The organism is Methylobacterium sp. CM6257, assembly GCF_054611515.1.
On the sequence record NZ_CM137735.1, the window covers coordinates 4,582,394 to 4,602,793 of the forward strand.

Genomic DNA, 20,400 nt, shown 5'->3' on the forward strand with positions numbered 1-20,400 from the left:
ATAAGGGAAAGCGTCAGTCCATTAGACGGGCCAAGAGCGGGCGGAACGGAGAACCTGCCGATGCGAGTGGTCGACCTCGATCGCGACACGGTCAAACGCGGGCTCAGCGATGGCTCGATCCTAGTCATCGACGTGCGCGAACCGCATGAATACGAGGCCGGGCATATCCCGGGCGCCGTCTCACATCCTCTGTCCGCATTCGACCCGCAGGCCGTCGCAGCGCTTGTCGCCGAGGATGGGCGCCGGCCCGTCTTCTCCTGCGCCTCGGGCGTAAGATCGGTGCACGCTCTCATGGCGGTTCAGAATGCAGGTCTGGACATCGCCGAACATTACAAGGGCGGCTTCAAGGACTGGTACGGCGCGGGCGAAGCCATCGAGTAGCGCGCCGGATCCATCCGGCGAGCTCGGCCGTGATGTGCGCTCGCGCACAAGCAACAGCGTTTCTCGCGGGTTACGGCGCACCTGCGGCGGAACAATCGTCAAGCTCGGCGCGACCGGCGGGTCGGCCAACGGACAGCAGGACTCGATGCGCAGCCGGCTACCCAGCCTTCTCACCCTCTTGTCAGGACTGGTCGCCGGCCTCGCGGCCGGCCCGCTCGCGACGCCCGCATTGGCTCAGGCGCCGGGCGGCCCGCCGCCCAAGGTGACCGTGGCCAAGCCCGTGGTCCGCCAGATCGTTGAGCAGGACCAGTACACCGGTCGGTTCGACCCGATCGAGTACGTGGAGGTCCGCGCCCGGGTCACCGGGTACCTCGAGAAGATCAACTTCATGGACGGCCAGACCGTGAAGAAGGGCGACGTGCTGTTCGTGATCGACCGGCGCCCCTACAAGGCGGCGCTGGAACAGGCCCAGGCGGCCTTGGCCTCCGCCAAGGCCCGCCAGACCTTCTCGCAGACGGATCTCGAGCGCGCGCAGACATTGTCGCGGAGCGGCAATATTTCTGAGCAGGTCACAGACCAGCGCAGGCAGGCTTCACTGACCGCCCAGGCCGATGTGGACAGCGCGCAGGCCGCGCTGAACAACGCGCAGCTCAACTACGACTTCAGCGAGGTGAAGGCGCCGATCAACGGCCGGATCAGCCGCCGGCTGGTCACCGAGGGCAACATCGTCAGCGCCGACCAGACGATGCTGACCACGATCGTGTCCCTCGACCCGATCTATTTCAGCTTCACGGTCGACGAGAAATCGTTCCTCAAGTACCAGAACAGCCTTGGCATCGGCATGGGCCAGACCCAGCAGGGCAAGGGCGTGCCGATCCTGATCGCGCTCTCCGGCGAGGCCAAGCCCACCCGCAAGGGCACCCTCGACTTCGTTGACAACCGCGTCGACAACGCCACCGGCACGATCCTGCTGCGCGCCACGGTCCCGAACGGCGACCTGTTCATCAAACCCGGTCTGTTCGGCATCGTCTCGATGCCGGCGACCAAGCCGTATCAGGGCGTGCTGCTCCCCGACGAGGCGGTGGCCGCCAACCAGGACAAGCGCATCGTCTACTTGGTCGGTCCCGACAACGTGATCCAGCAGAAGGACGTGGTGCTGGGGCCGAAGGTCGACGGCTACCGGGTGATTCAATCGGGGCTGAAGGGCGACGAGACGGTGGTGGTCAACGGCCTCTCGCGGGTCCGGCCGGGGGCCAAGGTCGCCCCGGACACCATCGAGTTGCCCCCGAGCAAGACGTGAGCCCGAGCGGCTCACCACGACCGCCTTCGCGCGCGCCGTGCGGCGCGCCCCGCACCGACGACGCAGGGCCCCGGCCGGGAAACCGGCGGGCCTCAGAGGTTTGACCGATGCGTTTCGCCCATTTCTTCGTCGACAGGCCGATCTTCGCGTCGGTCACGTCGATCGTGTTCCTGATCCTCGGCTTCGTGGCCTACGAGAGCCTGCCGGTCTCGCAGTATCCCGAGATCGTGCCGCCGACCGTGACCGTGCGCGCCTCCTATCCGGGCGCCAACGCCGAGACTGTGGCCGCCACGATCGCGACGCCGATCGAGCAGGAGGTCAACGGCGTCGACAACATGCTCTACATGACGTCGTTGTCGACCAACGACGGCAACATGCTGCTGACAGTCACCTTTAAGGTCGGCACCAACCTCGATATCGCCAACGTGCTGGTGCAGAACCGGCTCTCGGTGGCGCAGCCGCGCCTGCCGCCGGACGTGCGCAACCTGGGCGTCACGGTTCGCAAGGCCTCGCCCGACCTGATGCTGGTCGTGCACCTGCTCTCGCCCAACAAGACCTACGACCAGAACTACCTCGCCAACTACATCTACCTGAACATCCGCGACGAGCTGCTGCGCCTCGACGGAGTGGGCGACATCACGATCTTCGGCGGTAATGAGTACGCCGAGCGCATCTGGGTCGATCCCAACAAGCTCGCCGCCTACGGCCTCTCGGTCACCGACGTCACCACGGCACTCCAGGAGCAGAACGTCCAGGTTGCGGCCGGCCAGCTGAACGGCCCGCCCGCCGCCAGGGGCGAGGCGTTCCAGCTCGTCGTGCAGTCGCAGGCGCGGTTCAAGACGCCCGAGCAATTCGCCGAGGTGATCATCAAGGCGCAGGACGGGCGCCTCGTGCGGGTCAAGGACATCGCTCGCGTCGAGATGGGCCAGAAGGACTACACGACCAACTCGTTCCTCAACGACACGCCCGCGGTGGGTATCGGCGCGTTCCAGCGGCCGGGCACCAACGCCCTCGACGCGGCGGCCTCCGTCCGCAAGGTGATGGAGCAGGTCAAGAAGAACTTCCCGCCGGACGTCGAGTACCGGATCGCCTACAACCCGACCGAGTTCATCGAGGAATCGATCCACGAGGTCTACAAGACGCTGTTCGAGGCCATCGCCCTCGTGGTCGTGGTGGTGCTGGTCTTCCTGCAGAGCTGGCGCACCGCGCTGATCCCGGTCATCGCGATTCCCGTGTCGCTGATCGGCACCTTCGCGGCGATGGCGGCCTTCGGCTTCTCGCTCAACAACCTGACCCTGTTCGGGCTGGTGCTCGCCATCGGCATCGTCGTGGACGACGCCATCGTGGTGGTGGAAAACGTCGAGCGCAACATGGCCGAGGGCCTGTCGCCGGGCGATGCCGCCCACAAGACCATGGATGAGGTCGGCGGCGCGGTCATCGCCATCGCGCTGGTGCTCGCCGCGGTGTTCGTGCCCACGGCCTTCATCCCGGGCATCTCGGGCCAGTTCTACAAGCAGTTCGCGCTGACCATTGCGGCCTCGACGCTGATCTCGGCCTTCAACTCGCTGACCCTGTCGCCGGCGCTGTGTAAGCTGCTGCTGGTGCCGCACCATGCCCGGAAGGAGCCGCGCTTCTTCCTGACGCGGTTCATCAATTGGCTGGCCAACGGCTTTAACCGGGCCTTCGACGCCACCTCGAATGCCTACGGCCGCACGATCCGCGTGCTGACCGGCGGGTTCGTGGGGATCGCCGTGATGCTGCTGATCTATGCCGGGGTGATCGCCGGCACGCTGCACCTCGCGCAGACGACGCCGACAGGCTTCATTCCCGACCAGGATCAGGGCTACTTGATCGGCGTCGTCCAGCTTCCCTCCGGCTCGTCGCTCAACCGGACGACAGACGTGATGTTGCGCGCGGCCAAGCAGGCCCGCACGGTGAACGGCGTTGCCAACGCGGTGATCATCGCCGGCTTCGACGGCGCGACCTTCACCAACACCACCAATGCCGGCGTGATGTTCCTCACGCTCACGGGCGCGAAGGAGCGCGCCGAGGCGGGACGAAGCGCGGCCGTGATCACGGGCGACGTTCTCAAGGCGACCTCCGACATCCAGGAAGCCCGGGTGATCGTGATCCCGCCACCGCCCGTGCGCGGCCTCGGAAGCGGCGGTGGCTTCAAGATGCAGATCGAGAGCCGCCAATCCTCCGATATCGGCCCGCTCATGGCCGCGGCCGGCGAGGTGATCGCCCAGGCGAACCAGAGCGCGGACGTGCAGCGCGTCTTCACGACCTTCGACAACTCGACGCCGCAGCTCTTCCTCGACATCGACCGCACCATCGCGCGGATGCTGAACGTCCCGCTGGCGAACGTGTTCTCCTCGGTCCAGGCGGATCTCGGCGGCACCTACGTCAACGACTTCAACACGCTGGGCCGCATCTACCAAGTGCGTCTGCAGGGCGACGCGGCGTTCCGGACCTCTGTGCAGGACATCTCGCAGATCAAGGTGCGCTCCTCCACGGGCGCCCTGGTGCCCATGGGCACGCTCGCCTCCGTGCGCGACGTCACCGGCCCGCAGATCGTGCAGCGGTTCAACCTGTACTACTCGGTGCCGGTCCAGGGCGTGGCCAAGCCCGGCATCTCCACCGGACAGGCGCTGGACGCCATGGAGGCCATCGCCAAGAAGGCGCTGCCGGAGGGCTATTCCTACGACTGGACCGAGATCGCCTATCAGCAGAAAGCGGCGAGCGGCACGGGCGCCTACGTGTTCGCCCTCGGCGTGCTGCTGGTCTTCCTGGTCCTGGCCGCGCAGTACGAATCCTGGGCGCTGCCGCTCGCGATCCTGCTCGTGGTGCCGACTGGCGTGCTCGCCGCCCTGGCGGGCGTGCAGTTCCGGGGGCAGGACAACAACATCCTGACCCAGATCGGCCTGATCGTGCTCATCGGCCTCGCGGCCAAGAACGCAATCCTGATCGTCGAGTTCGCGCACGACATCGAGCAGCGCGAGCACCGCGGCCCGGTCGAGGCGGCGGTGGAGGCCTGCCGCCTGCGCCTGCGCCCGATTCTGATGACCGCCTTCGCGTTCATCCTCGGCACCCTGCCGCTGGTGGTGGCGACCGGTCCCGGCGCCGAGATGCGCCAGGCACTGGGCACAGCGGTGTTCTTCGGGATGATCGGCGCGACCTTCTTCGGCCTGTTCCTAACGCCGGTGTTCTACGTGGTGATCCGCCACTTCTCGAACTGGCTCGGCCGGTTCCGGAAGAAGCACACGCACGGCGATCACGGCGGCGCCGCGCCCGCCCACGGCTGACGCACCGCGCCGCACCTTCGAAGCCGCGCCCGGTCCTCGCGGATCGGGCGCGGCTTTCGCGCGACGGGCGGCCGTGCCGGGTGTAGAGCCTCGGCATGCACGCCCTTGGCCGCCTGCTCCTCGCAGCCTTCGCCCTCCTGCTCGCCGTCCCGGCGGGCTGCATCATCCTGGTCCTGGTGCTCCTCGTCGACCCGACCGCGCAGGCGTGGCTGAGCGGTGGGGCGCTCGCCGGCCTCGACATGGCGCTGTCCGACCTGTCGGCAGGCCTGCCGCCGGAGGGGCTGCTCCTGCTGGTTGCCGGTCTTGCCAAGGCGCTGTTCGTTCTGCTGTTCGTGCCGCCAGCCCTCATCGGCCTCGGCGGCGAGATTCTCGGGCGCCGCGGTCTCCTGTGGTACGGCGCCGGCTGCGGCCTGCTGACCGCCGCCCTCCCCTGGCTCACTCGCGGCGCCGTACGGTCCGGCGCCAGCGGACGCGATCCCAGCCTTCTGGGCGCGGAGGCACGCCTGACGCTGATCCTCTTCGTCGTCGGTGCCGGCGCCGGCCTCGTCTACTGGCTGGTCGCCGGGCGGAGTGCCGGGCTTCAGCGCGACGGCCGCTTTGAAGGCGCCTGATCGTCCATCGGTACGGCTGTGCTTGGCCGCAGGCGCCCTGGCGCGCTAGAGGGGAGCCGCCACGACGCGGATTCCCATGATCGCCCTGCGCTCCCTCGCCTTCAACATCTGCTTCTACGTCGTCACGGCGATCCTTGCCATCGCCGGCCTGCCTGCCCTGGTCTCACACCGTGCCGTGCTGCGCCTGGCCCGGTTGTGGGGACGGGTGACGCTGTGGCTCCTGCGCGTGATCGCCGGCACACAGGTCGAGTTCCGAGGCCTTGAGAACATCCCGCAGGGACCCCTGCTGGTGGCGGCCAAGCACCAGTCAGCCCTCGAGACCCTGGCCCTGTGCACGGTGCTGCCGGACTTCGCCTACGTCCTGAAGCGGGAATTGCTGCTCATCCCGCTGATCGGCTGGTATTTGTCGCGCGGCGGCATGGTAGCCATCGACCGCTCCAAGGGAACGCGGGCAATGAGTCTGATGAATGCCGCTGCCCTGGATGCGATCCGGGACGGGCGCCAGCTCATCATCTTCCCGGAGGGAACTCGGCGCCCGGTCGGAGCGGCCCCCGCCTACAAGCAGGGCCTCTCACATCTCTACGTAGCACTGAAGGTGCCATGTCTGCCCGTGGCGCTGAATACCGGCCTGTTCTGGTCGCGCAACAGCCTCGTCCGTCGGCCCGGAACCGCCGTGATCGAGTTCCTGAAGCCCATTTCCCCGGGCCTGTCTCGCCAGGAGTTCCAGGCTTTGACCCAGGAGCGTCTTGAGACGGCATCGAACGCTCTCGCGGAGGGGGGCCTTCAGGGGCTCGCCGCCTCCGGCCATCCGGTCCCGCCGGCCGAGGCGCCCGCCGCGGCCGCGGCACGCCGCTGAGCCGTTCCGCTGGTCGTACGCCCGGCAGCAGGCTCGATCGTGCGCGCTGTCGCGCTTGTGGATAGCGGGCACAAGCACCACATCTCCTCATAGGAACATCGTGCTTGACGGCTGTGGATAGCGCGCACTAGGTTAGAACAAATGGCGAACAGAAGAGCCCTGTCCTGGTCGGCCGCGCTCCGCGACCTGAAGGACGATCGCACCCGGAGGCAGGATGTGCGTGAAGAACGCCTCAAGACGACCGCAGGCCTGCGCGGTTCCCCCGCGCTCCCGCTCTCGGCATGGCGCGGCCGCTCCGGCCGACGCTACGTGGTCGGGGTTCATCCGGCCGGCGCCTTCGATCTCGACGAGATGGCCGAGGCCGTGGTGATCGCCGTGCGCCGCGACAATGCCGGCATCGCCGAGATGGTCTCGGTGGCCACCTCGACCGAGAGCCCGCGCGATCATCTGCGGCGGACCTGGCTGGACCGCGTCCGCCGCCGAGGGGCCACCGAGATGCATGTGCATCGTCTCGCGGAGAGCGATGCGGAGCGCGCGGCAATCGTCGAGGATCTTCAGCGCGACTCGGTCGAGCCCGCTCAGGTCTGAACCGGAAAACGGGCCTTGAGGTGCAGATCGGTTTGTGCCGCCGTCGACCTGGGCCGCCGCTGCCCCAGTTTCGCCCCCAGCATGGCCTCAAGGCGAGGCGGTGATTCCTCCCTGAGGGGGATCGGGTCGGGGAGCGGAACGAATGGTGCAGGATCGGACGCGGCCAGATGGTGCCGCGCAGAGGTCTCCGGAGCGGAGCGCGCGGCGTGCGCGGCTCGGACTGTTCCTGCCCTACATTCTCCTCGCCGTCGTGGCGGTTGCGTGGTCCGCCGGCTGGTTCTGGATTCGTAACCGTGCAGCGCAGGAGATCGACGGGTGGACGGCCCGCGAAGCGGCTGCCGGTCGCAACTGGACGTGCGTCGACCGCTCGCTCACCGGGTACCCGTTTCGGATCGAGCTACGCTGCAGCGCGGTCACCCTGGAGCGCTCCGACGGTCGGTTCCGGCTCGGACCGACCACCGCTGTGGCGCAGGTCTACCAGCCGCGCCTCGTGGTGTTCGAGAGCACGGGGCCGTTTCATGTCGAGCAGGGCGGACTGACGGGCGACGCCTCTTGGGGCGGGCTCCAGGGCAGCTTCCACGGAGCCTCGGACGGCTTTACCCGCGCCTCCCTGGTGGTCGATAGCCCGAAGGTCGCAGTCACGGGCACCGATTCCGGGCCGTTCGCGGTCGACGGTCGTCACTTGGAACTGCACGCCCGGCCGGCTCCCGGCCGCTTCGAATCCGAGGGCGCCGTGGACATGAGCCTTCGCCTGACCCAGGCCGAGGTGCCACAGCTCGATGCGTTCACCGGGACGCAAGACCCGACCGACCTCGCTCTGGACGCGACGCTCACGCAGGCGACCGTGCTGCGGACCGGGCCGGTCCCGCGGGAGCTGGAGCGCTGGCGTCGGGCGGGCGGCGCGCTCGATCTGACCGCGCTGTCGCTCGCCAAGGGCGCGCAGCGCGTTCAGGCCAAGGGCACCCTCGCCCTCGACAGCTTCCACCGCCCCACTGGCCAGCTCGATCTCCGGGCCGCCGGCGTCGACGCGCTGGTCGGCAGCATCGTCGGCCAGCACTTCGGCTCGGATCGGGGCGCGTTGGTAGGCCAGCTCGTCGGCGGGCTCCTGGGGCTGAGCCGCCGCCCTGAACCGGACGCGCAGGCCGATGCGGTGCCGCTAAAGCCCCTCCCCCCGCTCCGACTGGTCGACGGGAAGCTCGTCTTCAGCGGGTTTCCGATCCCGAACGTCTACCTACCGGCGCTCTATTGACGCCCCAGGCCCGGCGACCAGATCGTCGGTGCGCGATCGGCTATAAGGCGCATATGGCCTACGAGACCGTTCTCCCGACCCGCGTGAAGATCTGCGGGCTCAGTACCGAAGAGACCCTGGGTGCGGCGCTGGAGGCCGGTGCCGACTGGATCGGCCTCGTCCACTTCCCTCGGAGCCCGCGGCACGTCGACCTGCCGCGGGCCGCCGCCCTGTCGGCCTTCGCGCGCGGACGGGCCGAGCGGGTCGTCCTGCTGGTCGATCCGGACGATGCCCTGGTCAGGGCGGCTGTTGAAGCCGTGGACCCGGACCTCATCCAACTGCACGGGCGGGAGAGTCCTGACAGGGTGGCCGCCATCCGGGCCATGACCGGCCGCCCGGTCATGAAGGCGCTCGGCGTCGCGACCCGCGCGGATCTCGCGATCATTCCGGCCTACGCCGCCGCGGATCGGCTCCTGCTGGACGCGAAGGCGCCTCCGGACGCCGCGCTTCCCGGCGGTAATGGCCGTTGCTTCGACTGGGAGATCCTCGCAGGGGCGGAGCTTCCACTCGGGACGATGCTGTCGGGCGGCCTCGACGCTGCCAACGTCGCCGAGGCGCTCGCTCGTACGAGGCTGGGCGCCGTCGACGTTTCGTCGGGGGTGGAAACAGCACCCGGACTGAAGGATCCCGGCAGGATCGCGGCTTTCGTGGCGGCCGCGCGCGCCGGACGCTGAGCCGGAGAGTCAGCGCGGGGCCGGCAGCGCCGTCCGGCCGGTGTTCGGAACCGTATAGGCGCTCGGCGTCTCGCTCTCCGGGGCGTAGGCCCGCAGCCGCGTCGCCTCGCGCTCGTAGCGGACGGCCTCGCGGCGATGGTAGCGGGCCCGGGCGCGGGTCTTGCCCTGGCCGAGCCACGTGAAGATGCCGCCGACCACGATCCCGAGCGCCACCGCGCCGAACAGAATCGCGTAGAGCGGAAGGTCGACGCTGAACACGGGCGCGTCAGCGTTGAACGGATCAAAGGAGAGCTGCACCGGCGCGCGGTTGGCGACTGCCAGCAGGATCACCACAGCGGCGATCGGCAGAAGCACGAGGCTCTTCAGGAAACGGATCATCGTGCTCACGGGTCTCTTCCTATTCGGCGGCCGAGGCGCTCTCGCCGATGCCGGCAGCGTTGAGGCGCTGCCGCATCTCCTTGCCGGTCTTGAACACCGGGATCGCCTTCTCGGACACGGCAACGGTCGCGCCGGTGCGCGGGTTGCGTCCGCGGCGCGCCTCGCGGCGCTTCACCGAGAAGGCGCCGAAGCCGCGCAATTCCACCCGGTCGCCCCGGGCTAGCGCGTCGGAAATGGTGTCGAGGATCGCGTTGACCAGGATCTCCACGTCACGCTGGTAGAGATGCGGGTTCTGCTCGGCGATCTTGAGGACGAGCTCCGACTTGATCATGGCGTCTGGTCTTCTCGCGGGATCGGGGCGGGCTTCGAGGAGTCGGTGCTCAGGGTTCCGGGCGCCACAGGGCGAGCAGCCCCCCGCGGGCGGCCGACGCCTCCGCGCCGACGGTCCGCAGGCGTGCCGCTAGACCTTCGAGACCCAGCAGATCGGCGCCGATCCCGGCCGCGGACCAGAGCGAGAAGTTGCTCTCCGTCGAGGGCTTCCAATCCTTGATCGGGAGGTCCTTCTGAACGCCGCGGTTCGTCTCGAGCCAGGACACCGCCTGGCGCTCGCTGCCCAGCTCGTCCACGAGCTTGAGCGGAACGCTCTGGCGACCGCTGAACACCCGTCCGTCCGAGACAGCGTTGAGCTGGCCCGCGTCCATGCCCCGGCGCTCGGCCACGAGGCTCTTGAACCAGGCATAGGTATCGCCGACCACGGAGGCCAGGGCAGCGCGCGCTTCGGGCGAGGTCGGCGTGAAGCCGGACGGCTCGGCCTTGAGCGGCGAGGACTTCACGGACTCCACCTTGACCCCGACCTTGTCGAGCAGGCCGGAGACATCCGGGTACTGGAACAGGACGCCGATCGAGCCGACGAGGCTCGTCTCGCGCGCGACGATGTGGTCCGCCGCGATGGCGGTGATGTAGGCGCCAGAGGCGGCGGTGCCGTCCACGAAGGCCACGATCGGCTTCTTGGCGGCGAGCGCGCGCAGATTGCGGAAGATTTCTTCCGAGCCCGTCGTGGTGCCGCCCGGCGAATTGATCGAGACGATCACGCCCTTCACGGCATCCGAATCGCCGACCCGCTTCATCAGCTTGGCGGTCGACTCACTGCCGGCGATGAATCCCGAGACGGAGATCCGGGCGATCTGCGGCCGCACCGTGAAGCCGCCGTCGGCGCCGGTCCGGATCCGATAACCCAGGGCGCCGACCGCCACGATCAGACCGCCGATCCCGAGCACGCGCCAGAGCGACAACCTGCGGCGCAGGCGCCGCCGGTCGATCAGCAGTTCCGCGTCGGCTGCCATGCGCACGCTTCCCCTTAGCCCTCAGGTCGACCCGGAACGGCGTGCGGGAAGAAGGCCCCACGCCGGGCAAGTCCTTGGTTTCCTTCGCCTCGCGCGGCTCAAACCGCGCGAGGCCGGTGTTCTAAAGCATTTCCTGCGGCCGTGGATATGGGCTGCGCCAAGAAAATGCGGAGCCTGCGCATCGCTGTCGCGCTTGGCCGGGATCAAGGCCGCGTCATGGGGCGATCGGCAACCTTGGATTGCGGGTCCCTGAAAAGCAGAACCCGCGCGGGACGCATATCCCGCGCGGGTTCCGGAACCACGGATCCGCCGCCCGGAGAAGCCGGGCGGCGACCACGGATTACTCCTCGTCGGTGCGGGCCTTCTTGAAGGCCGCGCCGAGGATGTCGCCGAGCGAGGCGCCCGAATCGGCGGAGCCGAACTGGGCCATGGCCTCCTTCTCTTCGGCGACCTCGAGGGCCTTGATCGAGACCTGCACGCGGCGGGCCTTCCGGTCGAACTGGACGACGCGGGCGTCGAACTTCTCGCCGGCGGCGAAACGCTCGGGACGCTGGTCGCCGCGGTCGCGGGCGAGCTCGGCGCGACGGATGAACGTCTGCATGTCGGTGTCGACGATCTTCACCTCGACGCCGGCATCCTTCACCTCGATCACCTCGCAGGTGACGATCTGACCCTTCTTGATCTCGCCGGTCTCGGCGAAGGGGTCACCGCCGAGCTGCTTCACGCCCAGCGAGATCCGCTCCTTCTCGACGTCGACGTCGAGAACCTGGGCGCGGACCATGTCGCCCTTCTTGTACTCCTCGATGACCTGCTCGCCGGGACGGTTCCAGTCGAGATCCGACAGGTGGACCATGCCGTCGACGTCGCCCTCGAGGCCGATGAACAGGCCGAACTCGGTCTTGTTCTTGACCTCGCCCTCGACCTCGGAACCGACCGGGTGCTTCTCGGCGAAGGCCTCCCAGGGGTTCTGCAGGGTCTGCTTGAGGCCCAGCGAGATGCGGCGCTTGACCGGATCGACCTCCAGGATCTGAACCTCGACCTCCTGGGAGGTGGAGACGATCTTGCCCGGATGGACGTTCTTCTTGGTCCAGCTCATCTCGGAGACATGGATCAGGCCCTCGATCCCCGGCTCCAGCTCCACGAAAGCGCCGTAGTCGGTGATGTTGGTCACGCGGCCCTTGAGCTTGGCACCCTCCGGGTAGCGGGCGGCGATTCCCTCCCACGGATCGGCGAGCAGCTGCTTGATGCCAAGCGAGATGCGGTGCGTCTCGTGGTTGATCTTGATGATCTTGACCTTGACCGTCTGGCCGATGGTCACGACCTCCGACGGGTGGTTCACGCGGCGCCACGCCATGTCGGTGACGTGCAGGAGGCCGTCGATCCCGCCGAGATCGACGAAGGCGCCGTACTCGGTGATGTTCTTGACGACGCCGTCGATGACCTGACCTTCCTCAAGGTTGGCCACCAGCTCCGAGCGCTGCTCGGCGCGGCTCTCCTCGAGCACGGTCCGGCGCGACACGACGATGTTGCCGCGGCGACGATCCATCTTGAGGATCTGGAAGGGCTGCGGGGTGCCCAGCAGCGGGGTCACGTCGCGGACCGGGCGGATGTCGACCTGCGAGCGCGGCAGGAACGCCACGGCGCCGTCGAGGTCGACCGTGTAGCCGCCCTTCACCTGGTTGAAGATGGTGCCGATGACGCGGTCGTTGTTCTCGAACGACTTCTCGAGCTTGACCCAGCTCTCCTCGCGGCGCGCCTTGTCGCGCGAGATGACGGCTTCGCCGAGCGCGTTCTCGATCCGGTCGACATAGACCTCGACCTCGTCGCCGACCTTCAGCTCACCTTCCCGTCCGGGGCCGGTGAATTCCTTGAGTGCGACACGGCCTTCCGTCTTGGCGCCGATGTCGATGACGGCCACGTCCTTCTCGATCGCGACGACGCGACCCTTGACGACGGACCCTTCGGTGATCTCGTGTTCGAGGAAGCTCTCCTCGAGGAGGGCGGCGAAATCCTCGCGGCTCGGGCCACGCCCCAGAGCGGTACCTGCGGTCATTCTGTCTCCTGAACGGCCTCCGGCGGAGGCCCGTTGCGTCGGCGGCTCGCGTTGCAGGCACCCTCGTTCGCCGCGGCCGATCCCGTCGTCTTTCGGGAGAGGCGACCGGTCCGCAACGGATCCGGCTTGCCGACGCGTCGATACGGATGACGAGGGCGGTCCAGCCGGCGGCTCGGCGGGCGCCAGTGAAACGAGCGCGCGAGAGCGGATCCAGGAGGACTCGCGTGCCATACAGCATCGGGCCTGCGACTTCAACTGAAAGGGCTTTTCGGCGCGGCGGGTCCGCGACGGAGCCGCAGGCCGACATGGCGGGGACGCGGCTAAACGTCCGCCGGAAGACGATCCGGCCTCCGGACTTTGGGGTGTATTCCCGCTAAGATGGACGGGGTATTCGCCGAATCGATGGAGGCGCCCAGGGGCCGGATCTCTGCCGGTGCCGGCCGGCTGAGCCATCCGGGGCGGGTTTGGGGGAAGAACGTGCCGCGTTCCGATCTGTGCCTCATCGCTCGCAGCCGTCGCACCGATCTGATCGGGCGCTCCGGGACCTGACCGTCCGATGCCGACCGGGTACAACACCCCGCTGGACATGCTGGCGCGCAAGCTCGACAGCATCACGCGGATCGGGGATGCAGAGCGCTCGGCGCTCCTCGACCTCACTCACACGATCCGCAACCTGCCGGCCCGGCAGGATATCGTCCAGTTTGGAGACCGCCCGACGCAGTGCTGCCTCGTGCTCCAGGGTTGGGCCGCCCGCTACGCCGCTCTGTCGGAGGGCGGTCGGCAGATCCTATCGTTCTACGTGGCGGGCGATATGCCGGATCTGCAGAGCCTGCATCTGCACCGGATGGATCACAACCTCGCCACCCTGACGCCCTGCACCATCGCATTTATCCCGCACGACGAACTACGCGCGGCGCTGCGGCGTCACCCGGATCTCGCGACTGCCCTGTGGCGCGACACGCTGATCGATGCCGCGCATTACCGGGAGCGGATCACCAGCCTGGGCCGGCGGCAGGCGCTCGGGCGCGTCGCGCACCTGTTCTGCGAACTTTACCTGCGGCAGCGCGCCGTCGGCCTGGCGGGCGGGCTGATTTGCCCGATGGCGCCGAAGCAGGCGGAACTCGCCGACGCCCTCGGGCTCACGAGCGTCCATCTCAATCGGGTTCTGCGCACCCTGAGGACCCGCAAGCTCGTGACCCTGAGCGGCGGCACCCTGACGATCGAGGATTGGGACGCCCTGGTGGCGGTGGCCGAGTTCGACCCGACGTTCCTTCACCAGAACATCAACGAGCAGGCCGTCCGGGCGGTGGTCGATCCCGTTTAGTTGGTGATGGTGAGCGTCAGGCCGCCCGGGCCATCGAGCCCGTCGCGTCAGGCAGCGCGTCCGTGTGAACGTCGAACTGTACCAGCTGGGCCGTGCCGAAGCTCGTCGTCAGCGCGCAGTCGGTTGCATCGCGGCCGCGGGCCATGACGATGCGGCCGATGCGCGGCCGGTTGTGCCGAGCGTCGAACGTGTACCAGCGCGCTCCCTCCGGCCCGTCGAGATAGACCTCGAACCACGCGGAAAAATCCATCGGCGCCGGGTCTTTCGGCACGCCGATATCGCCGAGATAACCGGTGGCGTAGCGGGCCGGAATGTTCATGCAGCGGCAGAACGTGATCGCCAGATGCGCAAAGTCCCGGCACACGCCTTCGCGCTGCATGAACGCGTCGTGCGCGGTGCGGGTGGCATCGGCCCGCTGGTAGTCGAACCGGATCCGCTCGTGCGTGTAGTCGACGATCGCCTGAACCCGCGCCCAGCCCTCCGGCGTGCCGCCAAACAGCGACCAGGCCATCGGCGAGAGCTTGTCGGTGTCGCAATAGCGCGAGCCCAGCAGGTAGACCATCGCGGCGTCGGGCAGGTCTTGGACCGGGATCTGGCCGGCGTCCGGATCGGTCGTGTCCGGCAGGCCGCTATCGGCGACCGTGAAATCGGCCGTCATGGTGATTCGGCCGCCGGGGGCGACGATGCGCGTGCAGACGTTGCCGAAGGGGTCGACGTGCTGCCGCGCCGGAACCGGCGGGTCGAACGTGATCACCTCGGGCGTCACGAGATCGTCGCGGCGCTCCGGGCGTACGTTCAGGAGCAGGTTCATCGGGGTCGGGCCGAACGTGTCGAAAGCGATCGTGAAGCCTGTGCGAACGTGCATCGTGGAGACCGTGTGCGGAGACGGCGCCGGGCCGCGTCGGGGAGCGAGTGCGTGCAGTACAGGGCCTTAGAAGTCTTCAGCTGCGGGCCGGTTCCGGCGAAGAGTGCAGTTTCACAGCCAAGGTCTGCCCGAATGTTTGGCAGGCATCTGCCGGCGCCTACGCGATGTCTTGGCTCGACGGCGCCTGCCCTGTATCCACGCCATGCAGCCCTGCACAGCCGGGCGCCATGTTGCATCGCACAGGGCAGCCTCGTATCCCTTCCGGTTCGAAGCCCCAGGTCGCCGGCAGCACGCTGCCACGACCCGTTTTCAGACGATCGATGCCGATGACGCTCGAAAAGCTCTCCCTGCCCAAGGACAAGATCCGGATCCTGCTGCTCGAGGGCATCAACGACAGTGCCGTCGCTCTGATGCAGGCGGCCGGCTACACAAACCTCACGCGGCTGCCGAAGGCGCTGGATCGGGAAGCCCTGCACGAGGCCCTGCAGGGGGTGCACATGCTGGGCATCCGTTCGCGCACCCAGCTCGATGCGGCGGTGTTCGAGGCTGCAGACCGGCTTCTGGCCGTCGGCTGCTTCTCGGTGGGCACCAACCAGGTCGATCTGGAGGCGGCCCGCCATCGCGGCATCCCGGTCTTCAACGCGCCCTTCTCGAACACGCGCTCGGTGGCCGAGCTGACCATCGGCGAGATCGTGATGCTGATGCGCCGGATCGTTCCGCGCTCGGTAGGCGCCCACGCAGGCCGCTGGGACAAGTCGGCGGCAGGCTCGCTGGAAGTGCGCGGCAAGACCCTGGGCATCGTCGGCTACGGTAATATCGGCACGCAGCTCTCGACGCTGGCCGAGGCCATGGGCATGCGGGTGCTGTTCTACGACCACACCGACAAGCTGCGCCACGGCAACACGGAGCCCACCGAGACGCTGCACGAGCTGCTCGCCCAGAGTGATGTGGTCTCGCTGCATGTTCCGGAGACCGATTCCACCGCCAACATGATCGGCAAGGCCGAGATCCGGGCGATGAAGCCCGGCGCCTTCCTGATCAACAACGCCCGGGGCACGGTCGTCGACCTCGATGCCCTCGCGGCGGCGCTCCGCGACGGCCATCTCAAGGGTGCGGCGGTCGACGTGTTCCCGGTCGAGCCCGGCTCGAATGCCGAGCCGTTCGTCAGCCCGCTGCAGGGTCTCGAGAACGTGATCCTGACGCCGCATATCGGCGGCTCCACTGAGGAGGCCCAGGAGCGCATCGGCTCCGAGGTGGCACGCAAGCTCGTGGATTATTCCGACATCGGCTCGACGGTGGGCGCGGTGAACTTCCCGCAGGTGCAGCTTCCGGCCCGGCCGACGGGGACGCGGTTCATCCACGTCCAGCGCAATCTGCCGGGCATGCTGGGCCGCCTCAACGACGTGTTTTCCCGCGGCCAGGTCAACATCGCGGCACAGTTCTATCAGACCGACGGCGAGGTCGGTTACGTGGTGCTGGAGACGGACGCCACCGATGCGGATGCGGAGGTGCTGCTGACCGAGATCCGGGCCATCCCGGGAACCATCCGGGCTCGACTGCTCTACGAGCGGCGCTGACCGTCGGTACCCGGAGCCGGCATAATCACGTTGCGCGCGAGAACACCGTCCGCTGTTGCCGCGTACATCTTGCGCAGCCATGCTGGCCGCTGTTCAAGTCACGCGCGGCCTTGACTGATTGATCGGCCGGCCGGTGGAGGAACTGCGGTGACGAAGCGTATTGGGTGCGCATGGGCCGGCATCGGGCTCACCCTGGCCGGGATGACTGCAGGCGTCTCCGACGCCTCGGCGGGCTGCCTGCGCCGGATCTACAACCGCTCGAATCTGGTCCTGGTCGCGCGCCAGGACGGTGGGCCACCCGCCACGCTTCTGCCTGGTCAGTCGCTATCGGTTCGGCTGTCGCAGCCAGGCCAGATCGATCTGTCGGCCTATTGTGGCCTGCCCGGTGCCGAGGCCGCTCCGGTGACGCAGAGGACGTTCGATTACGAGGCCGTTCTTGATCGCTGTTTCATTCGGTTCGGGGGTGACCTGTTCGTCGCGCAGCTCGGCCGCGGCTTCATCGGCACGCAGGAAACCGCCCCGTTCACGGTGAACAATCCGCATCAGGGCGACATCATCCTGGGGCCGGGCGTGCAGCCCGCCTGTGCCGTGCCGGGCGCCGTCCTCAGCCGTCGGGGCTGACCGTCAGAGATAGTGCCGGAAAACGACGCCCCCGTCTTCCGCGGTCCCCGGCGGCGGGGGCGCGACCGGCCCGATGAAGGGGCTCGCAAGCCGCACCACGACCAAGCCGAGGGCTGCAAGCACCGGGGCGACGAGCCGGAACGGGCGAGCGAGCATGGGCGCCTCCGTCGCGGGGATGCGGGCACAGGAGGCGTCCTGTGTGCAGCCCTGGCGTGCATGTGAAGCATCGCACGCTGCAGCTGGCCTCGACGTGCCGAAGCGCACATCGGTAACGTTGCGGTCGCTCGAATGCGTGCGTCACGTCGCTGGCGTGTGGATCGATGCGCTCCTATGCTGCCGGGCGCAGGGGGAGCAGCGAGGTGGCTGCGCTGCGCGGATCGCGACGGCGCTCCCCTTTGCGGAACCGAAGGCGTGAACGAGGACGCGCGTATGCTCAGCCAGACCGGCAACCCGATCCTTCGCGAGGAACTCGGGGTCGAGGAGACCATCGAGTCCGACAATATCGTCCGCTGGGACGGCGAGAGGCTCTACGTCGAGCAGGACGTCTATCACAACGGCCAACTCGTCCACCGCAAGTACCGCCGCACCGTCACCGAACCCGTCGCCCGCGTCCTCTGGACGATCATCAACCGCGCCAAGCAGTGAACGTCCCGGCAGCATTGCGTGCAGCAACCGCCTTGCGACGGTCACCCCGGTTTCAGGGGCCTCCGTCCGGCCGGGGAGCCTGCCGATGCGACTAGTGCCGTCCTGCGGCCCTGTGCAAGGCCGGGTGACACGGGCCGCACGTGACGTCTCTCGGTTGTAGGTTCTCCCAAGATCATCAGCACGGACCGGATCGGGCGTGTCGTCCTGACCGGAGGTGCATGTCTTCTCGCGCTTGGTCTCGCGATTCTACTGCGGCTTTCGGCCAGTCCAGCCGCCTTCCCCGACCTTCCGTCGGTGGAAGGCGCTGCGCCGCTATCGAAGCCCGGACCCGGTGAGATCAGAGGTGCGCACGCCTGCACCGAGCCCTGCAAGGAAAAGCGCGGCCGAGTCGCTAGGCGGCGACGGCCGCCGGCGGTTCGAGGTGCGCGGGTTGCGCCGGGCGCAGCGCTTCGAGGCGGTCATGGGCGTTGTCGAATGCGGCCCGGATCGTCGTGCTGGCGTCCTCGACGGCGACCAGCACCGCCAACTTCTGGGCGCTGGCGCGATCCGCGATGCTGCGGGCGGCCGAGACCAGGGATTGTTCGAGATTCAGGAATTCGGCCTCGGCATCCTTGCCGAGGTCGCGCGTGGCTGCCGCGAGGCGCTCGAGCACGGCCTCCAGCGCATGACGCAGGACAAGTGTACGCACGCGCTCCTGCAGGAGCGCCCTCTCGTCGATCTTCATGGGAATCAGTCCGCGTTCGGGAACATGGCCAAGCTCCCATACTTCCGCGGATCGTGCAGCCACCTTTTTGCAACAGAACAATACAGTCTCGCGGCCGGGCGTTACGGGGCGTTCGAGTGTGTTTCTGGGACGGTATTCAAAGATATGCTGCCGGCTTTTCCAGGCGATGCAGCGGTCAGCCAAAATCGATCTCACAATCATCTGAGTCGATACGCGGCAATCGCGCCCGCTCGTTCAATCATCGAGTCTCGGGCAACGCTGGTGCGGCCGCAGCTCTGCTGGCGGCGCACAGGGTGCTCCGGCCGCTGATTCTGGGCAGGCCCCACGGTTACGATCGGCCCCGCCACGCAATTGCTACCGCGCGTGCAGCGATGGTCACCATCGACTCGTAACGGGCCTTCGAATCGCAGGTCGATCGAGCTGGGATAAATCCGGGTGATACGCTTCGTGAACGCAACACCAATCGGTGCCTGTCCGGCCCGAGGAGTGCGGAAGGTTCCTCAGTACGGCGTCCCGTCCTGACGCCGGGCACGCAAGCCCTCCGCGTACCATTCCAGCTCATCGAGGAAGCGGCCTGCCGCCTTGTCGAGCCAAGGCTCCGCGGGCGTGCCCCCGGGGTCGATGGCCTTCTGGATGCGGGGAATCGGCAGGAGCGAGGGAATGCTGGGCATGCCCATCTCGGCGAGCATCGCCCGGAGCGGCATCGCGGCGCGCACGCCGCCGAACTGGCCGGCCGAGTAGCAGCAGATCGCCGATGGACGCCAGAAATACTCCTCCAGAAAGTGGTCGAGGGTGTTCGAGAGCGCCGGCGGCACACCATGATTGTACTCGGCCGAGACGAGCAGGAAGGCATCGGACCGGCGGTAGAGGCCGGCGAGCCGCTCCAGCGGCTCGGGCGCGGTGCCGGCGGGATATTCCTTGTACATCCGGTCGAGGAGCGGAAGCTTCAACTCGGCGGGGTCCACCAGTGGGGCGGTGTGGCCGCGCGCCTCAAGCCGTGCCACCAGGAAGCGGGCCGCCCGGATGCCGACGCGGTCCGTGCGGACGCTGCCGAGAATCACGGGCACGGTGAGGGACATGGCGGCCTCCGGTTCGGGAGATCATGCCAGAGGCCGGGGCGCCCGGCCAGGCAGGGCGCCGCCCACGAAGGCTCAGGCCTTCGCGGTGCTGGTGAGCGCGGTGGCCGCGACCCCGATGGGACCGCCGGTCGCGTAGGCCGCGATCGCTTTGGTCATCTGCTGCAACAGCGACTGCAGGCTGTCCCCGATATCGGTCGTTGACGCGGAACCTGTGGTCGGCGCTGCCGCTGGAGCCGACGCGGTCTCCGTGCCGCCGGATTGACCAGCCTGCGCGGCGGCGTCGGTATCCGCAACCGGGCGGTCATGGTGGCCATGACGGTGATGGAGGGGCGTTGTGCCGGCCGATGCCTGGCTCGGATCCGTTGCCGCGACCCCCGTGGTCGCGGATATGTCGGCAGCGTTGTCCGAATCACCCGGCGCCGTGATCCCGTTTTGCAAGCCCAACTGGTTGAAATCGGACTGCAACTGCAGGAGCGACGCCATCAGGTCGTTCGACAGCGCCGACGTTGCTATCGCGCTGCTCGCCTGGGAGGAGCCGCCGGTCGCCTGCGTCGTGTCGGCTTCCTCGCCGGTGGCCGTGAAAGCCGTGGGATCGATCGGCTTCGCGGACGCGGCGCGCGCCTGCCGCAGAGCGGTGACGAGGTCCCGCTGGAGTGAACTGCCCGAAACCGTGTTGATCGACATGCTGCACCCTTCCGAACGCGTTCGGCAGAGGCAGGCATGGGGCGTTCCAGATTTTTTCCTGCGATTTCAAGGCCGCGGCAGCTGCCCGCGTGGGCAGGATCGGC

21 protein-coding genes are annotated in these 20,400 nt (G+C 68.0%); 12 read left to right on the forward strand and 9 right to left on the reverse strand.

All coding sequences use genetic code 11. The annotated features are described in order from the left end of the window. Nucleotides 1–60 precede the first annotated feature (60 nt). The 8 genes from ACYCO6_RS22275 to ACYCO6_RS22310 all read left to right on the forward strand — a co-directional run bounded on the left by ACYCO6_RS22275 (nt 61) and on the right by ACYCO6_RS22310 (nt 9,003). Nucleotides 61–381 (forward strand): rhodanese-like domain-containing protein, encoded by a 321-nt coding sequence (locus ACYCO6_RS22275; RefSeq protein ID WP_459763367.1) that lies wholly within the window; start codon nt 61–63, stop codon nt 379–381. 145 nt (nt 382–526) lie between these two features. After that, nucleotides 527–1,681, forward strand: coding sequence for an efflux RND transporter periplasmic adaptor subunit (locus ACYCO6_RS22280; protein WP_459763369.1), 1,155 nt, complete (start codon nt 527–529; stop codon nt 1,679–1,681). A gap of 107 nt (nt 1,682–1,788) precedes the next feature. Then, on the forward strand, nt 1,789–4,986 hold the full coding sequence (locus ACYCO6_RS22285) for an efflux RND transporter permease subunit (protein ID WP_459763371.1): 3,198 nt from the start codon (nt 1,789–1,791) through the stop codon (nt 4,984–4,986). A 95-nt stretch (nt 4,987–5,081) separates the two neighbouring features. Continuing rightward, nucleotides 5,082–5,597 (forward strand): hypothetical protein, encoded by a 516-nt coding sequence (locus ACYCO6_RS22290; RefSeq protein WP_459763373.1) that lies wholly within the window; start codon nt 5,082–5,084, stop codon nt 5,595–5,597. Nucleotides 5,598–5,673: 76 nt separating this feature from the next. Further along, entirely contained in the window at nt 5,674–6,453 is a 780-nt protein-coding gene (locus ACYCO6_RS22295) for a lysophospholipid acyltransferase family protein (RefSeq protein ID WP_459763375.1), read from the forward strand. A gap of 141 nt (nt 6,454–6,594) precedes the next feature. After that, nucleotides 6,595–7,041 (forward strand): hypothetical protein, encoded by a 447-nt coding sequence (locus tag ACYCO6_RS22300; RefSeq protein ID WP_459763377.1) that lies wholly within the window; start codon nt 6,595–6,597, stop codon nt 7,039–7,041. A gap of 142 nt (nt 7,042–7,183) precedes the next feature. Then, a complete protein-coding gene (locus ACYCO6_RS22305; RefSeq protein WP_459763379.1) occupies nt 7,184–8,290 on the forward strand; it encodes a DUF2125 domain-containing protein in 1,107 nt (368 codons plus the stop codon). Nucleotides 8,291–8,343: 53 nt separating this feature from the next. After that, the gene (locus ACYCO6_RS22310; RefSeq protein WP_459763381.1) at nt 8,344–9,003 is read left to right on the forward strand and encodes a phosphoribosylanthranilate isomerase; all 660 of its coding nucleotides are present in this window, start codon (nt 8,344–8,346) and stop codon (nt 9,001–9,003) included. A 9-nt stretch (nt 9,004–9,012) separates the two neighbouring features. On the opposite strand, the gene ACYCO6_RS22315 is transcribed toward ACYCO6_RS22310, so the two are convergent. The 4 genes from ACYCO6_RS22315 to rpsA all read right to left on the reverse strand — a co-directional run bounded on the left by ACYCO6_RS22315 (nt 9,013) and on the right by rpsA (nt 12,777). Then, complete coding sequence (locus ACYCO6_RS22315) at nt 9,013–9,381, reverse strand: LapA family protein (protein ID WP_459773660.1); 369 nt, start codon at nt 9,379–9,381, stop codon at nt 9,013–9,015. A 19-nt stretch (nt 9,382–9,400) separates the two neighbouring features. Then, nucleotides 9,401–9,712 carry an integration host factor subunit beta gene (locus ACYCO6_RS22320; RefSeq protein ID WP_459763383.1) on the reverse strand — a complete coding sequence of 104 codons (312 nt, stop codon included), beginning with the start codon at nt 9,710–9,712 and terminating at the stop codon, nt 9,401–9,403. Between the two features lie 49 nt (nt 9,713–9,761). After that, entirely contained in the window at nt 9,762–10,724 is a 963-nt protein-coding gene (sppA, locus tag ACYCO6_RS22325) for a signal peptide peptidase SppA (protein WP_459763385.1), read from the reverse strand. A gap of 340 nt (nt 10,725–11,064) precedes the next feature. After that, complete coding sequence (rpsA, locus tag ACYCO6_RS22330) at nt 11,065–12,777, reverse strand: 30S ribosomal protein S1 (protein ID WP_459763387.1); 1,713 nt, start codon at nt 12,775–12,777, stop codon at nt 11,065–11,067. A gap of 556 nt (nt 12,778–13,333) precedes the next feature. On the opposite strand from rpsA, the gene ACYCO6_RS22335 reads away from it, so the two are divergent. After that, complete coding sequence (locus tag ACYCO6_RS22335) at nt 13,334–14,101, forward strand: Crp/Fnr family transcriptional regulator (protein ID WP_459763389.1); 768 nt, start codon at nt 13,334–13,336, stop codon at nt 14,099–14,101. 16 nt (nt 14,102–14,117) lie between these two features. On the opposite strand, the gene ACYCO6_RS22340 is transcribed toward ACYCO6_RS22335, so the two are convergent. Beyond that, nucleotides 14,118–14,966 (reverse strand): transglutaminase-like domain-containing protein, encoded by an 849-nt coding sequence (locus ACYCO6_RS22340; RefSeq protein ID WP_459763391.1) that lies wholly within the window; start codon nt 14,964–14,966, stop codon nt 14,118–14,120. A 326-nt stretch (nt 14,967–15,292) separates the two neighbouring features. On the opposite strand from ACYCO6_RS22340, the gene serA reads away from it, so the two are divergent. Both serA and ACYCO6_RS22350 read left to right on the forward strand, forming a co-directional pair. Then, nucleotides 15,293–16,543: a phosphoglycerate dehydrogenase gene (gene serA / locus ACYCO6_RS22345; RefSeq protein ID WP_459763393.1), complete on the forward strand. Its 1,251-nt coding sequence runs from the start codon at nt 15,293–15,295 to the stop codon at nt 16,541–16,543. Nucleotides 16,544–16,690: 147 nt separating this feature from the next. After that, a complete protein-coding gene (locus ACYCO6_RS22350; protein WP_459763395.1) occupies nt 16,691–17,164 on the forward strand; it encodes a hypothetical protein in 474 nt (157 codons plus the stop codon). Between the two features lie 3 nt (nt 17,165–17,167). On the opposite strand, the gene ACYCO6_RS22355 is transcribed toward ACYCO6_RS22350, so the two are convergent. Continuing rightward, on the reverse strand, nt 17,168–17,320 hold the full coding sequence (locus ACYCO6_RS22355) for a hypothetical protein (RefSeq protein WP_459763397.1): 153 nt from the start codon (nt 17,318–17,320) through the stop codon (nt 17,168–17,170). A 273-nt stretch (nt 17,321–17,593) separates the two neighbouring features. On the opposite strand from ACYCO6_RS22355, the gene ACYCO6_RS22360 reads away from it, so the two are divergent. Beyond that, on the forward strand, nt 17,594–17,809 hold the full coding sequence (locus ACYCO6_RS22360; protein WP_459773661.1) for a hypothetical protein: 216 nt from the start codon (nt 17,594–17,596) through the stop codon (nt 17,807–17,809). Nucleotides 17,810–18,200: 391 nt separating this feature from the next. Here ACYCO6_RS22360 and ACYCO6_RS22365 read toward each other — a convergent pair whose 3' ends face one another. The 3 genes from ACYCO6_RS22365 to ACYCO6_RS22375 form a co-directional block, all read right to left on the reverse strand. Continuing rightward, nucleotides 18,201–18,533, reverse strand: coding sequence for a hypothetical protein (locus ACYCO6_RS22365; RefSeq protein ID WP_459763399.1), 333 nt, complete (start codon nt 18,531–18,533; stop codon nt 18,201–18,203). A 500-nt stretch (nt 18,534–19,033) separates the two neighbouring features. Beyond that, nucleotides 19,034–19,612, reverse strand: a complete 579-nt coding sequence (locus tag ACYCO6_RS22370) for an NADPH-dependent FMN reductase (protein WP_459763401.1) — start codon at nt 19,610–19,612, stop codon at nt 19,034–19,036. Nucleotides 19,613–19,684: 72 nt separating this feature from the next. Beyond that, nucleotides 19,685–20,296, reverse strand: a complete 612-nt coding sequence (locus tag ACYCO6_RS22375) for a cell wall anchor protein (RefSeq protein ID WP_459763403.1) — start codon at nt 20,294–20,296, stop codon at nt 19,685–19,687. Between the last annotated feature and the right edge of the window lie 104 nt (nt 20,297–20,400).